The sequence below is a fragment of the Mycobacterium sp. 852013-50091_SCH5140682 genome, assembly GCF_001665685.1.
Lineage (GTDB): Bacteria > Actinomycetota > Actinomycetes > Mycobacteriales > Mycobacteriaceae > Mycobacterium.
The window spans coordinates 20746-36381 of sequence record NZ_LZTB01000118.1 but is presented as its reverse complement, the minus strand read 5'-3'; the positions used below and the strand labels follow the sequence as shown (position 1 = coordinate 36381).

Below are 15636 nucleotides of genomic sequence, written 5' to 3'. Positions count from 1 at the left end.
AAAGTTCCCAATTTCATTGACATTTCGACCGACGCCTTCATAAGATTCATCAAGTAAAAGTTGACTTTCAATCAGTGAAAGTCACGATCCTCATCGGAGCCCAGCACCCCATGACCGCCACCGCCGAAACCGTCACCGAACAGACCGCCCAGGATCTCGCCCTGCTGGCCGAAGAGTTCGCGATCCTCGGATGCGGAGTCCCGCCCACCCAGGGCTCACCATCGGACGCCGACTCGCGACAGGCCTACGCCGCGTATGGCAAGGCCGGGCTGATCGGACTGCACTGGCCCCGGCATTTAGGCGGCGGCGGGTTCGATCCCATGGTCACCTTTGCCGCCGAAGAAGAGATGGGCTACCGGTGGCTGCCGATGTCCAGCTACCTACTCTCCGTCAAGACCATTGGAAACGCGTTGCTGCAGTACGCGACTGCGGAGATGTGCGCGGCGTTCATCCCCCGGATCGCAGCCGGCGAACTGATCTTCTGCCAGGGCTTCTCCGAACCAGAGGCCGGAACGGATCTGGGTTCTCTGCGCACCACCGCACGGCGGGACGGCGACCGGTTCATTGTCAACGGCCGCAAGATCTGGACCTCGAGCGCCGAACACGCCGACTGGGTGTACCTCGCGGTGCGCACCGGCAGCACCGAATCCCGCCACCGCGGACTGTCGGTGCTACTGGCCGACATCACCACCCCCGGCATCGTGATCGACGTGCATCAGACGCTGGGGGGCGGCACCATCGGCGAGCTCACCCTCACCGATGTCGCGGTGCCGGTCGACCAGGTTGTCGGTGAGATCGACGGCGGCTGGCAGATCCTGATGGGCACGCTGGACTACGAGCGCGTAACCAGCGAGAAGGTTGGGGTCATGCTGCGCCTGCTCGACGAACTCGATCCGCTGGTCACCGGCGCAGCCGGACGGCGCACGATGCGCCGGATTCGCGGCGACGTGCACATCGCCCGCGAACACGGCAGGCGTGCCACGCAGCGCCTCGCCCAGGGGATGGATGCCAGCGCTGAATCGTCGATGGCGAAGCTGTCTATTGCGCTGCTGATGCAGGAACTCGCCGCCACCGCCGTTGAGCTGATCGGTCCGCGCGCCCTCATCGAGAATGGTCCTGGAGCAGTCCTCGACGGCAAGCTGGCCGCGTTCGCCCGCGCCGCTGTGGCAACAACGATTGCCGGCGGGGTTTCGGACATCCAGCGCAAGAACATTTCGCGGCGGCGGATCGGCTCGTGGTCATGACCAACCGAATGCCGCTGGAGGGCATCCGTGTCCTGGATTACGCCCAGTATGTGGCCGGACCATTCGCGGCCATGCTGCTGGCCGACCTGGGTGCCGAAGTTATCAAAGTCGAACCACCGCAGGGTGATGCGTGGCGGCATTACGAACCGCTGACGCCTGACGGTGGCAAGTGGTTCGTGTCGCTGAACCGCAACAAAAAGTCCGTGGTCGCGGACTTGAAAACCGAAGCAGGACAACAGTTCAGCAATGCCCTGATCAGGACCGCCGATGTCGTCGTGCACAACATGCCGATGGCCCGGGCACGTGCCTTCGGGCTCGACCGCGACAGCGTCACCGCGGTCAACCCGCACGCGGTGTGGTGTTGCGTCTCGGCGTTCGGTAGCGACGGTCCCGAGGCGGTCACCTTGGGCTACGACTTGATCGCGCAGGCCGCATCCGGTCTGCTGCTGGCCGACGCCCGTCCGGGCGACGATGTGCCCAGGCGATCGGGCGGGATCGCAATGGCCGACCTGACCGCCGGCCTGCTCACTTTCTCAGCGGCGCTACTCGGGTTGACCGACCGCTTTCGCCGTTCGGGTGACGGCACCGCCGCCCGCGGGATCGAGGTGTCGCTGCTGGGGGCATCGCTGGCCGTGCAGGTGCAACGGTTCGTAGCACTGGCCGCAGAAACCCCTGCCAATCCCCGAACCTTCTGCGACGACCGTCGGTTGAGCGAGATCGCCACGGCGGCAGCCGAATCCGATGAACTTGAGCCGTACTATCGGTGTTATCGCGCGGCTGACGGGTTCGTGGCGCTGGCCTGTCTCAATCTGGCCCAGCGGTTGAGGGTGCAAGACCTGCTTGGCGTGCAGGACCCGTGGGCGGCCAATCCACAGGCGGTGCCGGCCGACGACGACGAGTACACCGCACGCAGCAAGCTCAAAGACCACTTCGCTTCGGCCATCGCACAGCACACGGTCGCACACTGGCTGGAGCGCTTCGGTGACCGGGGCATCCCCGCCGGCCCGGTGCGCGAGATCGGTGCCGCCCATCACGCCGATCAAGTGCAGGCCAATGGGCTCGTGCAAACCATCGATCAACCCGGTATCGGGCGCGTCAGCGTGCTCGGCACCCTGTTCAAGATCGACGGCTCGGCCGAGCCTCATGCCGATCCCGCGCCCGCCCTCGGCGCCCACACCGACGTGATCCAAGCCGAACTCAGCCAATCCCAAGACGCCGAAGGAATAGGTCGATGACCGCAACTGTGAGCCCACCGCAATCCGACATCCGCGACTTTTCCGACACCGTCCGCCGGATCTGCGAATCGGTGCCGACCCCGGACGCCTGGCGACCGACCGCGATCTGCGACGACCGGAACAGCCCGTTGCACAGCCTTTTGTCCGAAGCCGGTTGGTTCGAAGTGGCGGCCGAACCGGTCGGCCCGCAGTTCCTTGGTGCCGCCGCGGTCGAACTCGGTCGTGCGTTGGCACCGCTGGACGTCGTCGACCGACTCCTCGGACACCCTGTCGCCCTGAGCCCGGAGGTGACCGACGGGCCGGCACTCGCCCGATATGCGGAGGCGGGCCAGCAGGTGTGGCTGTGCGGTGCAACAGGCGCGGTACTGGCCGAGGTCACCGCAGTGGATCCGGTGCGGTATGTCGACGCCCAGGCCATCGCGATGGTCGCGGTCGGCACAACCGTCCCCGGCGCCACGCCCGACGACCGGGCGGTGGATGCATGGACGGCCGCGATGACTGGTTATCTGGCCGGATTGTGCGCGGGCGCGCTCGAACTGGCCGGTGGGCACGCGGGGCAGCGCATCGCGTTCGGTAGACCGCTGACCGATATAGATGCCGTCGCCAAGAAGATCGCCGACTGCGCTACGGCAAGCGAAGGCTTGCAGATGGCCGCCCATCGCGGCGCCGACCCGTACGTGCTGCAGCAGGCGCCGGTCACCGCGTTCGGGGTGGTGCGGGCATGCCACCAGATCCTCGGCGGTCTCGGGTTCACCCTGGAGTATCCGCTGCAACGGTATTCCCGCCGCGTCGATGCACTGCGTGCGTGGACCCCGGCCATGGTCACGGCGCTGACGCGCGTCGACGCATGACCGGCCGAACCATCATCGTGACCGGAGGTGCGACCGGCATCGGCTATGGCATTGCGGCACGGCTGGTGGCTGACGGTGACCATGCTGTGCTGGTGTCCCGGAATCCGGACAAGCTCGGCGCCGCCGCCAGCGGACTGTCGGACGGCCCAGGGACCGTCTCGACTTTCGCAGCCGACGTGCGCGATCACCACGTGGTCGCCGGACTGGTCGACTCGCTGCCCAGCGTGGACGGTCTTGTCAACAATGCCGCGGGCAACTTCGCGGCGCGCACGGTCGACATGAGCTATCACGCGTTCCGGTCCGTCGTCGAGATCTCGCTGTACGGCACGTTCAACGCCTCACAGGCCCTGGCGAGACGGCTGATCCGGGACGGAAAGCCGGGAGTGATCCTGAACATCGTCGCCAGCTACGGGTGGACCGGTGCGCCCCTGGTCGCCCATTCCGCTGCCGCCAAAGGCGGGATGATCGCCTTCACCAAATCGGTGGCGCGGGAGTGGGGGCCGCACGATATCCGCGTCAACGCGCTGGCTCCCGGGTTCGTGCCCACCGACAACGCGGTTGCTGGAATCCTGTCCGGCCCGGGCGCGGCGGAGCGCATGCTCGACCTGATCCCCCTCGGGCGGTTCGGCAGCACACAGGAGATCGCCGATGTCGCGGCATTCCTACTCAGTGAACACGCGCGCTACGTCACCGGCGCGGTGTTCGCCGCCGACGGTGGCCGCTCGGTCGGTGTGTCGATGCATGCGGGCACAGCGGAGCAACCATCTCGACCGCCGATCCCGGTAACACCCGGAAAGGGAGAATGAACATGAACGGCAACACTTTTGCGCTGACCCCCGAGGACGCGGCGCGCATCGGCCACGATCTTGAACAGGGCAAGACCCTGCCGCTGTCCTGGTACACCGATCCTGCGGTGATGGCCGCCGAGCTGGATCTGATCTACTCCAGCACCTGGCAGTACATCGGCCGGGCCGCCGACGTGACCGAGCCCGGACAGTTCATCACGGCCGAGATCGCGGGCCGTCCGATCGTCGTCGTGCGGGACCGGGACGGTTTCCTCAGTGCTTTCCACAACGTCTGCAGGCACCGAGCCGCGAAGGTGGTCCTCGAAGAGTGTGGACAGCGCCGCACTCTGCAATGCCACTACCACGCATGGACATACGGTCTGGACGGCAGCCTCAAGGGCGCGCCGCGGTCGAGATCGGAAACCGGATTCCCGCAGTCCGAACTCGGACTGCGTCGGGCCTCGGCCGCGAAGTGGGGCCCGTTCCTATTCGGCAACCTCGATCCGGATGCTCAACCGCTGGAAACCCAGCTGGCTGATGTGCCGGCCCTCACCGCGGGCGCCGGCATCGATGTCGAGAACCTGCGCTTCCACTTCAGGGTCAGCTACGACCTGCGATGCAACTGGAAGGTCGCGATCGAGAACTACCTGGAGTGCTACCACTGTCCCACCGCCCATCCGGGCTTCAGCCACGTCCTGGACACCGATATGGCGTCCTACCGATTGGTGCTCGGCTCGAACCACGCGTGGCAGAACGGGCCGCTCCGGCAGCCGAATCCAGGGGCTGCGCCGGAGCTCGGCTACACCGGGCGGGACGGTGCCGTACCCGAGGGGCGGTACTTCGCACTGTTCCCGAACATGAAAGTCAACATCAACCCAGGACTGCCGAACCTGTCCATCGGCCCGGTCGTACCGATGGGGCCGGATAACAGCCACGGCTTCCTCGATTACTACTTCGGCCCCGATGTCACCCAGGAATGGATCGACGACATGATGGTCTTCGACAACGCGGTGGGTGCCGAGGACACTGTGCTCGTCGAGTCGGTCCAGAATGGAATCCGTTCGGGCGCAGTGCAACAGGGCCGCATCATGCTGGAATCCGAGAAGCTGATCGCCGGTTACCAGGCGTGGCTGCTGGACAAGCTGACCGGGCGGACCCCGGCCCCGAAGGCGTGACGGCCATGACCGTGGAACTGGTGCGCGGGCAAGACGTTGCCGTAATCAACCCGGCCACCGGAGCGGTGGCCGGCCACGTGCGGGCGGGCGGGGCCGACGACGTCGACCGTGCCGTCGAGCTGGCGACCGCTGCGGCGGCGTGGTGGGCCGAGACCACCGCCGAGTTCCGGGCTCACCTGCTCGATGAGGTGTCGAGGCGAATCGCCGACCGGCTGCAGGATTTCGCCGCGGTCATCACTGCCGAGATGGGTGCACCGGTCGACAACGCCCGTGACGTGCACACTCAACTGGCGGTGGACGTGTTCGCCTCCTACGCCGGCATCGCGCGTGAATTTCCCTGGGAGGAACCGCTGGCCAGTGGAATGATCCGCTATGAACCCATCGGGGTAGTCGGCGCCATCACCCCATGGAACTACCCGCTGTACCTGGCCGCGGTCAAGATCGCCGCCGCTCTGGCCGCCGGCTGCACGGTGGTATTCAAACCCAGCCTGGAAGCCCCGCTGGACGCCGTTCTACTGACCGACCTGATCCGCGAGGTAGCCGCCGAGATGGGTGCCCCCGTCGCGATCGTCAACCTGGTATGTGGCGACGGAGTCGTTGTGGGGGAGGCCATCTCACGCCATCCCGGTATCGCGGCGGTGTCTTTCACCGGGTCCACCGCAGCGGGGCGCCGGGTGGGCGCGGCCGCCGCGGACACCATCAAGCGCGTCGGATTGGAACTGGGCGGCAAATCCGCCGCCATCATCCTCGACGACGGTGTCGATCTCAGGGAGGCGCTGACGGGCGCGCTGACGAACGTGTACTTCAACTCGGGCCAGACGTGCACCGCGTGCGCCCGGATACTGTTGCCGCGCAGCCGATATGACGAGGCGGTCGATATCGCGGCCGAGATCACCAGGAGTTGGCAGATCGGCGATCCGCGCCTGCCCGGTGCGCACATCGGCCCCATCGCCAACCGGGCACAGTACGAATCCGTCAGGGGATTCCTGGCCGCCGCGGTCACCGAGGGCGCTCGGCTGGTGGTCGGCGGACTGCCGGCCGATGATCAGGTGCCCGAACATCTCCGGGGCGGGAACTGGGTCCTGCCAACCTTGTTCGCCGACGTGCGGCCGGGAATGACCATCGAGCGCGACGAGATCTTCGGCCCGGTCGCCCTGCTGATCGGCTATGAGGACGACGACGACGCCGTGCGCATCGCCAACGACTCCATCTACGGGCTCAGCGGCGCCGTGTGGGGAGCCGATCGGAACCGGGCGCTCAGCATAGCCGCCCGGCTGAAGACGGGTCGGGTGGTGATCAACGGGGCACCCTTCGACGTGCTCGCCCCAACCGGTGGGTATAAGCAGTCGGGCAACGGCCGCGAGCTCGGTGTCGCCGGCCTGCGGGAATATCTGGAAATCAAGAGCGTGCTGATGCCCGGAGGTGCGGCCTCATGAGCGGTTTCGACGCAGTGAGCCGCCGACGATTCCTGGGCGTCGGCGGGGTGGGCACGTTGGCCGTGCTGCTGGGCTCGGCATGTGGCCGCCCCGGGGTGACCGCAACGCAGATGGAGGGGCCGCCGTCCGGCCTCGCGGCGGCACCGCCGGGTCCCGGCAGTGTAGAACAGGGCAGGCCCGGCGGATCTGTGGTGACTGCCTGGACGGCCGAGGGCAATTCGTATGACGCAGCCATCGGATACGACCTGCACTCGTGGGAAGCGCTGACCAGCCTGCTGTACCTGCCCCTCTACCGGTTCGCGGGCCAGGGCGGCGGGGCGGCACCGGCGGCTGCCGCTGCCATGCCCGAGATCTCCGCAGACGGAACGCGATACCTGATCAGGCTGCGGCCGGATTTCAGGTTCCACAACGGCAGACCGATCGTCGCCGACGACTACATCTACGCCTGGCGCCGGGTGCTCGATCCCGCCACAGAGTCCTGGGCCGCACCGTATTTCGCATCCATCAAGGGTGCCGACGCGATCACCGCCGGCACCGGCACCGAACTGACCGGTGTCACCGCGCTCGACGATCACACCCTGAGCGTCGAACTCAACACACCCGATATCACCTTCCTCGGTCAACTGACCCAGCCGTACGCCGCGGCACTGCCCAAGGAGGAGGTCGAGCGGCTGGGTGAACGCTTCGGCCGCACCCCGGTGGGCAACGGGCCCTTCAAGATCACCGACTACGACACCACCAACCAGCGGTCGGTGTTCGAGCGCAATCCGCACTTCCCATGGCCCGGCCTGCCGTTCCTGGACCGGGTAACCTACCGCTGGGGCATCGAGCCGGCCTTGCAGTTCCTGCAGTTGCGGCACGGCGACGTGGACATCCTCGGCGAGGGCCTCACGCCGAGCATCGCGGCTCGGGTGCAGGGCAACACCGAACTGCGCGAGCGGTACACCGTTCCGATTCCCACCCTGGGAGCCGCCTGGGTTGCCATCAACATGGCCTCGGCCAAGCTCGCCGATCCCCGCGTGCGCCAGGCTCTCAACTGGGCGACCGACCGCGATCAGCTGGCCAAATTCTCCAGGGGGCTGCAGATCTCCTGGGGTGCGGTGATCCCGGAACGGGAACCGGACTACCACCGCACGGTCACCCCGTACAGCTTCGATCAGGAGCGGGCCAAAGCCCTGATGCGTGAAGCAGGTGTCGGGTCGTTAAACCTGAGCTTCTATTGCAACGAGGACGACTACTGGATCAATGCGAGCCAGGTGCTTCAGCAGCAGTGGGCGCCGATCGGGGTGGACCTACGAGTCACTACCCTGAGTAACGCCGCGTTCTGGACGGCCGTCGAGAACGGTGAGGCGGATGTGTTCGGCCGCAACTACTTCCAGGTGCAACCCACCGGTCTGGATCTGTTGGGCGGCAACTTCACCACGGCGGGCTCGTCTAACTACCAGAAATACTCCAGCCCGCAGGTCGACGAGCTGGTCGCGCGTTCACAGGGCAGCCTCACCGTCGAGGAAAGCAACCTTCACCTCGCCGACGCCGAGGCCATCGTCGCCCACGACGCACCAGGGGTGTTCACCGGCAGCCTCAACTTCGTGTCGATGCGATCGCCGCGGGTGCAGAACTACCACCTCCGGTGCGAGACCGGCAGCTACTACGACCGAATGTGGGTGTGAGATGAGCACATTGATTGCCGCCGCGGTGCGGGAGGAAAGCGGCGTCGTCGATGAGCCGGCCAGGGCCGTCCGACGCAGCAGGGTGCTCTACCTCGGCGTAGGTCTGCTGGCCGTACTGGTGGTGTTCGCCCTGGCCGTGCCGCTTTTCGGCTCGCCCTACACGATGCACAAGGGCGGCCTGACGGATCTCGGCTCACCGCTGGGTCCGTTCAGTCCAGGCCACTTCCTCGGGACCGATTCACTGGGGCGGGACATGCTGGCGCGCAGCGCGGCCGGCCTGCGCGCCACCTTGATCATCGCCGTCGTCGCCAACGTCACCTCCGTGCTGCTTGGCACGGTGGTGGGATTGCTCGCCGGCTTCTTCGGGTCGTTCGTCGAACAGGCCCTGATGCGTATCGTCGACGTCTTCCTGTCCATCCCGATCGTGTTGTCCGGACTTGCCCTGGCCAGCATCGTGGGCCGCGGCATGTGGGGCATCGTGGTGGTGGTCACCGCCCTGTACTGGGCATGGACCGCCCGCCTGGTGTACGGCGAGGTGCTGCGGCTGAGGAATCGCGGCTTCGTAGAGGCGGCCGCGGTGCACGGGGTCAACCGCTTCACCATCCTGCGCCGGCATGTGCTGCCGCACATCTCGACGGTGCTGCTGAACATCGCGGCACTCAACGGCGCTGCCGTGGTGATCATCGGCGCGGGCCTGTCGTATTTGGGGGCCGGCATCCAGCCGCCCCAACCCGAGCTCGGCAATCTGCTGCAAAGCGGCTCGGCCGCCATCGATTACGCACCGCATCTGTTGCTGGTGCCCCTGACCCTCACGATCCTCACCGTGCTGTCCTTCGTGCTTATCGCCGAGGGCATCAACCGGCGCAACTCACTTTCGGAGCGGCACTCATGGCTCGATATCTGACCCAGCGGGTGCTCTACGGCATCCTGACCATCGCGCTGGTCATCCTGTTGACCTTCGTCATCCAGTACCTGATGCCGGGTGACCCGGCGCGGTCCATCGCCGGCCCCAAGGCGACCCCCGAATTGCTGGCCGGCATCCGGGACCGGCTGCACCTGAACGATCCGCTGCCGACACAATTGTGGAACTACTTCACATCGGTGCTGCAGGGTGATCTCGGCGAGTCCTATACGCGCAACCGACCGGTCGCCGACCTCATCCTGGAGCGCCTGCCCGCGACGGCGATGCTCGCGCTCGCGGCCCTGATGATCGAGATCGTCCTCGGCGCGAGCCTGGGGCTATGGGAAGCGTTGCGGCAGAACAGGAGCTGGGCGCTGGCCGCGATCAACGTGGCGCTGCTGTCGATCCCCGCCTTTGCGCTCGGTTACCTGCTGCTGCTCACGTTCGGCTATCTGTTCCCCGTCTTCCCGGTCGACGGCGGCACCGGGTGGTCGCATCTGGCGTTGCCTGCGGTGACATTGGGTGTGCTCGGTGCTCCCTACTACGCCAACCTGGTACGCGATGGCATGAAGGATGCGCTCGCTGCGTCCTACACCAGAACAGCTGTGGCCAAAGGCCTTCCGCAACGCTACATCGTGCTTCGGCACGTGCTGCGCAATGCGTTGCCCCCGTCGGTCACCATGCTTGGGATGGACATCGCGATCATGTTCTCCGGAGTGGTGTTCGTAGAAGCGATCTTCGGCTGGCCCGGCATCGGTGCCCTGCAGGTCCAGGCGTTCGCCGATGTCGATCGGCCGGTGTTGATGGGCACCGTCATCGTGGCGGCGGTCGTGGTGGTGCTCGGCAATCTGTGCGCGGACATCGTGCGGGCGCTGATCGACCCACGGGCAAAGGTAGGAGTGCTATGAACAGTGCGACCGTGAACGTCGAAGGATCAGCGATCACATCCGGACCGGAAAAGCCGGCACGGGCATTGGGATCGGATGTGATGGTCCGCAATCTGTCGGTGTCGTACGGCAACCACCGGGCGGTGCGCGACGTGAGCTTCGACATCGCCGCGGGCACCACCCTGGCCCTGGTGGGGGAGTCGGGCTCGGGCAAATCCACCATCGCACTGGCGGCCAGCCGGCTACTGCCGAGGGAGGCGACCGTCGACTCGGGCGTGATCAGCGTGGGTGAGGTGGACGTGCTCGGGTTACAGGGTGCCGACCTGCGCGGGATGCGCGGCCGCACCGTCGCCTACCTGGCCCAGGACGCGCTAGCGGCGCTGAACCCGGTCGTGCGGATCGGCAGGCAGGTGGGCGAGATCTTCACCGTGCGCGGCGGCGAATCCCGCAGGGCTGCAAGGCAGAAGGCGATCGCCGCGCTGGAACAGGTCAATATCCACGATCCCGAGCGGGTGGCGCAGATGTACCCGTACCAGCTATCCGGCGGAATGCGGCAGCGGGTGATGATCGCGATGGCGCTGGCCTTCGAACCTGCGCTGCTGATCGCCGATGAGCCGACGACCGCGCTAGACGTGACCGTGCAGGCCGACATCCTGGCATTGATCGTCGATCTGCAGGAACGCAATGGGTTGACCTGCCTGTGGATCACCCACGACATGTCGGTGGTCGCGGAGATGGCCGACTCGGTGGCCGTCCTCTACGGCGGGCAACTGCTGGAGATCAGCGACGCCTACTCGCTTTTCGACGATCCGCGCAATCCCTATACGCAGAAACTGCTTGAGTGCTTCGCGAGTGGCCGTAGCGCAGGCCTGAAAGAACCCTTCAGCTCGATACCGGGCAATCCCGCCTCCCGGGCGGGGACCGCGGGATGTCCGTTCGCGCCGCGCTGCCACGCCGCCGACGATCAGTGCCGCACCGAGATACCCCGCTCTGCCGAGTTGACGCCCGGGCACTGGACCGCGTGCCACCATCCGCTCGAACTCGAAACCGAGGTGACACAGTGAGCGACACCCTGCCGATCGTCGAGATCCGGTCGGTATCCAAACGATTCGGAGGTATCACCGTTCTCGAGGAGGTGTCTCTGGCCGTGCAACGCGGCCAAACCACCAGCCTGGTCGGCGAATCCGGCTCTGGCAAGTCCACCCTGGCGCGGATCGTGACGGGTCTGGAGAAACCCGACTCCGGCAGCGTGCTGTTCGGTGGCCGGCCGCGGCCACGGCGAGGCCGGGCCGCCCGGGCGTTGCAACGCTCTGTAGGGGTGGTGCTCCAGGACCCCTACGACTCGCTGGACACCAGGTTCACCGTGGGCGAGGTCGTCGCCGAACCGCTACGGGCGCAACGGCGTTACCGCAACGGCGGCCGCGACAAGGTGCGCGAACTGCTCGATCTGTGCGGGATGAAGGACATCGACCTGAACTCCCGGATCACGGGGTTCTCAGGCGGCCAGCGCCAGCGGATCGCCATCGCCCGTGCGTTGGCGTGTGAGCCTGAGCTGATCGTGTGCGATGAACCGACATCGGCACTCGACGTCTCGGTGCAGGCGCAGATCCTCAACCTCCTGCTGACCTTGCAACGGGAGCGCGGGCTGGCGTATCTGTTCATCACTCATGACATCGACGTGGTCCGACGCATCAGCGACCGGGTCGCGGTCATGTGCCGCGGCAAGGTCGTGGAGGCGGGATCCGCGGCCGAGGTCACCACCCGGCCCACCCACCCGTACACCCAGAAACTGTTGTCTGCCGTGCTCGGATCGTCGCCCCATACCCGCAAACTGTCCGGTCCACTCGCCAGAGCGCGCCACGTCGAGGTCCCCGCCTAGATGACGGATTACCGCCTCAGCCGCGAAGATATCGCCCTTCCGATGTCCGACGGCATCACACTGGCCGCCACGCTTTACCGCCCCGTCACCGACGAACCGGTGCCGGCCCTACTCGAGGCATTGCCGTACCGCAAAGACGACATGCTCGAGCGCGATCACTACGAGCGACTCGCCATCGAATACGGTTTTGCGGTCTGCCGCGTCGACGTCCGCGGCACGGGGTCGTCCGGCGGTGCGGCGGTCGACGAATATCCGGCGCAGGAACTGGAGGATCTGAACACCGTCATTGCCTGGCTTGCCGGCCAGCTGTGGTCCAACGGCGCCGTTGGCATGTTCGGATGGTCATACAGCGGGTTCAATTCGCTGCAGCTTGCGGCGACGCGGCCGCCCGCGCTCAAGGCGATCGTGCCGGTGTACTCATCGGATGACCGATACACCGACGATATCCACAACATCGGCGGCACGTTGCGGCTGCTGGATCTGGTCGACTACCCCTCGTTCATGATCGCGATGAACGCCATGCCGCCGGTGCCCTCGTTATGGCCGGGGGACTGGCGGCAGGAATGGCGCCATCGCGTAGAGACCAACGAACCGTGGCTGTTCACCTGGCGGGAGCACCAATACCGGGACGACTACTGGCTGCAGGGATCATTACGTCCCGACTACAGCCGCATCACCTGCCCCACGATGATCGTCGCCGGATGGGCGGATGGCTACCGCAACAACACCTTCCGCACCGCCGCAGCGCTGGAGGAGGTCGGAACGCCCTGGCGGCTGCTGATCGGGCCGTGGAGCCATATGGGCACCGAGAAGTCGCTACCTGGCCCGTGGGTCGACCTCACCGCAGAGATGGCACGGTGGTTCGGCCGGTGGCTGCGTGGAGACGACAACGGTATCGACCGGGAACCGCCCGTTGCGGTGTTCCACCGGCGCAGCACCCGTCCCGAACCCGACCTCGCGCAGATCCGCGGAACATGGCGCGCCCATCCGGGTTTCCCGCTCGCCGACTGCACTTCCCTCGACGTCGACCTCGGCGCTGGGGTGGTGTCACACACGGTGATCGGTGATATCGGCACTGCCGCCTGGAACAGCTGCGCCGGAGCGCTGCCGTGGGGCCAGCCCACCGATCAGCGTTATGACAACGCGGGCTCGCTGACGTGGGACCTCGCCACTGGAGAGCTGCATCTGTACGGTCACTCGGTGTTGCGGTTGCGGGTGCGTGCCGACCGTCCGGTGGCCTCGGTGTCGGCGAAACTGTGCGACGTCTTTCCCGACGGAACGACAGCGCTGATTACTCGTGGCTTCCTCAACCTGACCCACCGTGGCGGACACGGCGGCCCCCCGGTGCCGTTGGTGCCGGGCGAGTGGGTGGACGTCGACGTGGAACTGGAAGCGACGGCGTGGAGCCTGGATCCGGGCCACGTGCTAAGGCTGGCGGTATCCGGAGCGGATTGGCCCAATGCGGCGCTGCCTCCCGAACCCGTCACCCTGGAGATCGACAGGGCGGCTTCGCGATTGATGCTGTCGGTACTACCCGAACTGGAGAGCCTGGACGAACCACAACTGGCGCACGTCGTCCCCGCGGAACTGCCGACCGGCGACGGCGTCACTTGGGCCATCGAACGTGACGTGCTGGCCCGCACGACCACCTGCCGCATCGAACACGGCGGAAAATGGATGAGCAGCAAAGGATTCGGCTGCGCTGAACACTATGCCGGCGCCGTCGAGGTGGACACCCGCAGCTTCGCACAGCGGGTCGACGCGCTCGCCCGGTTCGACGTGGAGTTTCCTGAGGCTGCGACCGGCACTCAGTCCACGCTGGCCCTGCGGCTGGATGCCACCCATCTGCATTTGCACGTGCACGTCGAGGCTTTCGAAGGTGATCGATTGGTCACCGAGAAGCATTGGCACAAAACCATCGAACGAGATCTGGGATGACCGACACACAGACCGCCCCCTTCACCACCCTCAACCTCACCGACCACGGTCACGGCGTACACGTCGAGCTGTCGCGTCCACAGAAGCGCAACTGCATCGACGCCAGGATGGCCGCAGAACTGCACCGCGTCTGCGAACAGCTGGAAGCACGACCTGCCACCCTGGTGCTCTCCGGTTCAGGCGGCGTATTCGCCGCGGGCGCGGATCTCAACGAGATGCGACTGCGGCGCAGCGGCGACGCACTCGCGGGCATCAACTCCTTCCTGTTCCGCCGGATCGCGCACCTGCCCATGCCGGTGATCGCCGCCGTGGACGGCTGGGCGCTCGGCGGCGGGGCGGAGTTGGCGTATGCCGCCGACTTCCGCATCGGCACCCCGGCGGCGCGGTTCGGCAATCCTGAAGTGGGCTTGGGGATCGCTGCCGCGGCGGGGGGAAGCTGGCGGCTGGCCGCCCTGATCGGTGAACCGATCGCCAAACAGGTGCTGCTGGCCGGCCGCATCCTGGACGCGCAGGAATCGCTTGCGGCAGGGTTGATCACGGAGATCGTCGCGGCGGACGGCCTGGTGGCGTGCGCGCTGCGGCTGTCCGAGCGCATCGCCGAGGGCGCCCCGGCGGCCGTCCGGCTCACCAAGGCGTTGATGCAGATGCCCGAGTCGGCGCATCCGGTGGCCGACAACATGGCCCAGGCGGTGCTGTTCGAGAGCGCGGAGAAGCACCGGCGGATGACAGATTTCCTGGAGAAGAAGAGCCATGCCCGTCCTTCCTGATCGCGTCGGTGTGGTGGGAGGCGGCCGCATGGGAGCCGGCATCGCGCATGCCTTCCTGCTGAGCGGTTGTGATGTGGTGGTCCGCGAGACGGATGTCGACGGCGCGCGCGCCGCCCATGCGCGAATCGTGGAATCGGTGCACACCGCGGCCGATCGCGGCGCCCTCGCCGAACCGGTCGATGTTGTGCTGCAACGCGTTTCGGTCGTCACCACGATCGATGCCTTCGCGGACCGGCAACTGGTGATCGAGGCGGTCCCCGAGATCGCCGAACTCAAGGCCGATGTACTGGCGACCGTGCAGGCGGCGGTGCCGCGTGACTGCGTGCTGGCGTCCAATACCTCATCGCTGTCGATCGACACGCTGGCGGGGGTGCTCACCGACCCCGGGCGCTTCCTGGGGTTGCACTTCTTCAACCCGGTGCCGGCCAGTGAACTGGTCGAGATCGTGGTCGGCTGCCGGACGGATCGGGGTCTGGCCGCCGAGGCGGTCGGCTGGGTCGCCGCCCTGGGCAAGCAGGCAGTGACAGTGCAGGATTCGCCGGGCTTCGCGACCTCCCGGCTCGGTGTGGCCATCGCGCTGGAGGCCATGCGCATGGTCGAGGAGGGTGTCGGCTCAGCGGCCGATATCGACACGGCCATGAGGCTCGGCTACAAACATCCGGTCGGGCCGCTGGCGCTCACCGATATCGTCGGGCTGGACGTCCGCCTGGGCATCGCCGAGCACCTGGCCCGCACCCTGGGCGAACGGTTCGAGCCACCGGCGATCCTGCGCGAACTCGTGAGTCGAGGGCACACCGGACGCAAAGCCGGCCGCGGGTTTTACACGTATTGCGAAGATTGAGGTGGCAGAGTTGCAGTACCCGTCCAC

14 protein-coding genes are annotated in these 15636 nt (G+C 66.6%); all 14 read left to right on the top strand.

Features of this window, described 5'->3' with window-relative positions:
• The first annotated feature begins 74 nt into the window (after positions 1–74).
• From A5784_RS29780 to A5784_RS29715, 14 genes are read left to right on the top strand one after another with little or no spacing between them, the layout of a single operon-like run.
• On the top strand, positions 75–1244 hold the full coding sequence (locus A5784_RS29780; RefSeq protein WP_232006294.1) for an acyl-CoA dehydrogenase family protein: 1170 nt from the start codon (positions 75–77) through the stop codon (positions 1242–1244).
• Positions 1241–2479: a CaiB/BaiF CoA transferase family protein gene (locus A5784_RS29775; RefSeq protein WP_064948596.1), complete on the top strand. Its 1239-nt coding sequence runs from the start codon at positions 1241–1243 to the stop codon at positions 2477–2479. The genes A5784_RS29780 and A5784_RS29775 overlap by 4 nt, the downstream gene beginning before the upstream one ends.
• On the top strand, positions 2476–3330 hold the full coding sequence (locus A5784_RS29770; RefSeq protein ID WP_064948461.1) for an acyl-CoA dehydrogenase family protein: 855 nt from the start codon (positions 2476–2478) through the stop codon (positions 3328–3330). Before A5784_RS29775 ends, A5784_RS29770 begins: the two co-directional genes overlap by 4 nt.
• Entirely contained in the window at positions 3327–4136 is an 810-nt protein-coding gene (locus tag A5784_RS29765) for an SDR family oxidoreductase (RefSeq protein WP_064948460.1), read from the top strand. The genes A5784_RS29770 and A5784_RS29765 overlap by 4 nt, the downstream gene beginning before the upstream one ends.
• Before the next feature lie 2 nt (positions 4137–4138).
• On the top strand, positions 4139–5290 hold the full coding sequence (locus A5784_RS29760) for an aromatic ring-hydroxylating oxygenase subunit alpha (RefSeq protein WP_064948595.1): 1152 nt from the start codon (positions 4139–4141) through the stop codon (positions 5288–5290).
• 5 nt (positions 5291–5295) lie between these two features.
• Positions 5296–6726 carry an aldehyde dehydrogenase family protein gene (locus tag A5784_RS29755; protein ID WP_064948594.1) on the top strand — a complete coding sequence of 477 codons (1431 nt, stop codon included), beginning with the start codon at positions 5296–5298 and terminating at the stop codon, positions 6724–6726.
• Complete coding sequence (locus A5784_RS29750; RefSeq protein ID WP_064948459.1) at positions 6723–8396, top strand: ABC transporter substrate-binding protein; 1674 nt, start codon at positions 6723–6725, stop codon at positions 8394–8396. The genes A5784_RS29755 and A5784_RS29750 overlap by 4 nt, the downstream gene beginning before the upstream one ends.
• Before the next feature lies 1 nt (position 8397).
• On the top strand, positions 8398–9300 hold the full coding sequence (locus A5784_RS29745) for an ABC transporter permease (RefSeq protein ID WP_064948458.1): 903 nt from the start codon (positions 8398–8400) through the stop codon (positions 9298–9300).
• The gene (locus A5784_RS29740) at positions 9285–10205 is read left to right on the top strand and encodes an ABC transporter permease (protein WP_064948457.1); all 921 of its coding nucleotides are present in this window, start codon (positions 9285–9287) and stop codon (positions 10203–10205) included. The genes A5784_RS29745 and A5784_RS29740 overlap by 16 nt, the downstream gene beginning before the upstream one ends.
• Positions 10202–11248 carry an ABC transporter ATP-binding protein gene (locus A5784_RS29735; protein ID WP_064948456.1) on the top strand — a complete coding sequence of 349 codons (1047 nt, stop codon included), beginning with the start codon at positions 10202–10204 and terminating at the stop codon, positions 11246–11248. The genes A5784_RS29740 and A5784_RS29735 overlap by 4 nt, the downstream gene beginning before the upstream one ends.
• Positions 11245–12063, top strand: coding sequence for an ABC transporter ATP-binding protein (locus A5784_RS29730; protein ID WP_064948455.1), 819 nt, complete (start codon positions 11245–11247; stop codon positions 12061–12063). The genes A5784_RS29735 and A5784_RS29730 overlap by 4 nt, the downstream gene beginning before the upstream one ends.
• Positions 12064–14001, top strand: coding sequence for a CocE/NonD family hydrolase (locus A5784_RS29725; RefSeq protein ID WP_064948454.1), 1938 nt, complete (start codon positions 12064–12066; stop codon positions 13999–14001).
• Positions 13998–14768 carry an enoyl-CoA hydratase/isomerase family protein gene (locus tag A5784_RS29720; RefSeq protein ID WP_064948453.1) on the top strand — a complete coding sequence of 257 codons (771 nt, stop codon included), beginning with the start codon at positions 13998–14000 and terminating at the stop codon, positions 14766–14768. The genes A5784_RS29725 and A5784_RS29720 overlap by 4 nt, the downstream gene beginning before the upstream one ends.
• Positions 14752–15609, top strand: a complete 858-nt coding sequence (locus A5784_RS29715) for a 3-hydroxyacyl-CoA dehydrogenase family protein (protein WP_064948452.1) — start codon at positions 14752–14754, stop codon at positions 15607–15609. Before A5784_RS29720 ends, A5784_RS29715 begins: the two co-directional genes overlap by 17 nt.
• The last annotated feature ends 27 nt before the right edge of the window (positions 15610–15636 follow it).

Excerpts from the sequence above, each read along its gene's own strand:
- A5784_RS29775 (WP_064948596.1), top strand. The coding sequence starts at position 1,241 with ATGACCAACCGAATGCCGCTGGAGGGCATCCGTGTCCTGGATTACGCC.
- A5784_RS29770 (WP_064948461.1), top strand. The coding sequence starts at position 2,476 with ATGACCGCAACTGTGAGCCCACCGCAATCCGACATCCGCGACTTTTCC.
- A5784_RS29765 (WP_064948460.1), top strand. The coding sequence starts at position 3,327 with ATGACCGGCCGAACCATCATCGTGACCGGAGGTGCGACCGGCATCGGC.
- A5784_RS29760 (WP_064948595.1), top strand. The coding sequence starts at position 4,139 with ATGAACGGCAACACTTTTGCGCTGACCCCCGAGGACGCGGCGCGCATC.
- A5784_RS29755 (WP_064948594.1), top strand. The coding sequence starts at position 5,296 with ATGACCGTGGAACTGGTGCGCGGGCAAGACGTTGCCGTAATCAACCCG.
- A5784_RS29750 (WP_064948459.1), top strand. The coding sequence starts at position 6,723 with ATGAGCGGTTTCGACGCAGTGAGCCGCCGACGATTCCTGGGCGTCGGC.
- A5784_RS29745 (WP_064948458.1), top strand. The coding sequence starts at position 8,398 with ATGAGCACATTGATTGCCGCCGCGGTGCGGGAGGAAAGCGGCGTCGTC.
- A5784_RS29740 (WP_064948457.1), top strand. The coding sequence starts at position 9,285 with ATGGCTCGATATCTGACCCAGCGGGTGCTCTACGGCATCCTGACCATC.
- A5784_RS29735 (WP_064948456.1), top strand. The coding sequence starts at position 10,202 with ATGAACAGTGCGACCGTGAACGTCGAAGGATCAGCGATCACATCCGGA.
- A5784_RS29725 (WP_064948454.1), top strand. The coding sequence starts at position 12,064 with ATGACGGATTACCGCCTCAGCCGCGAAGATATCGCCCTTCCGATGTCC.
- A5784_RS29720 (WP_064948453.1), top strand. The coding sequence starts at position 13,998 with ATGACCGACACACAGACCGCCCCCTTCACCACCCTCAACCTCACCGAC.
- A5784_RS29715 (WP_064948452.1), top strand. The coding sequence starts at position 14,752 with ATGCCCGTCCTTCCTGATCGCGTCGGTGTGGTGGGAGGCGGCCGCATG.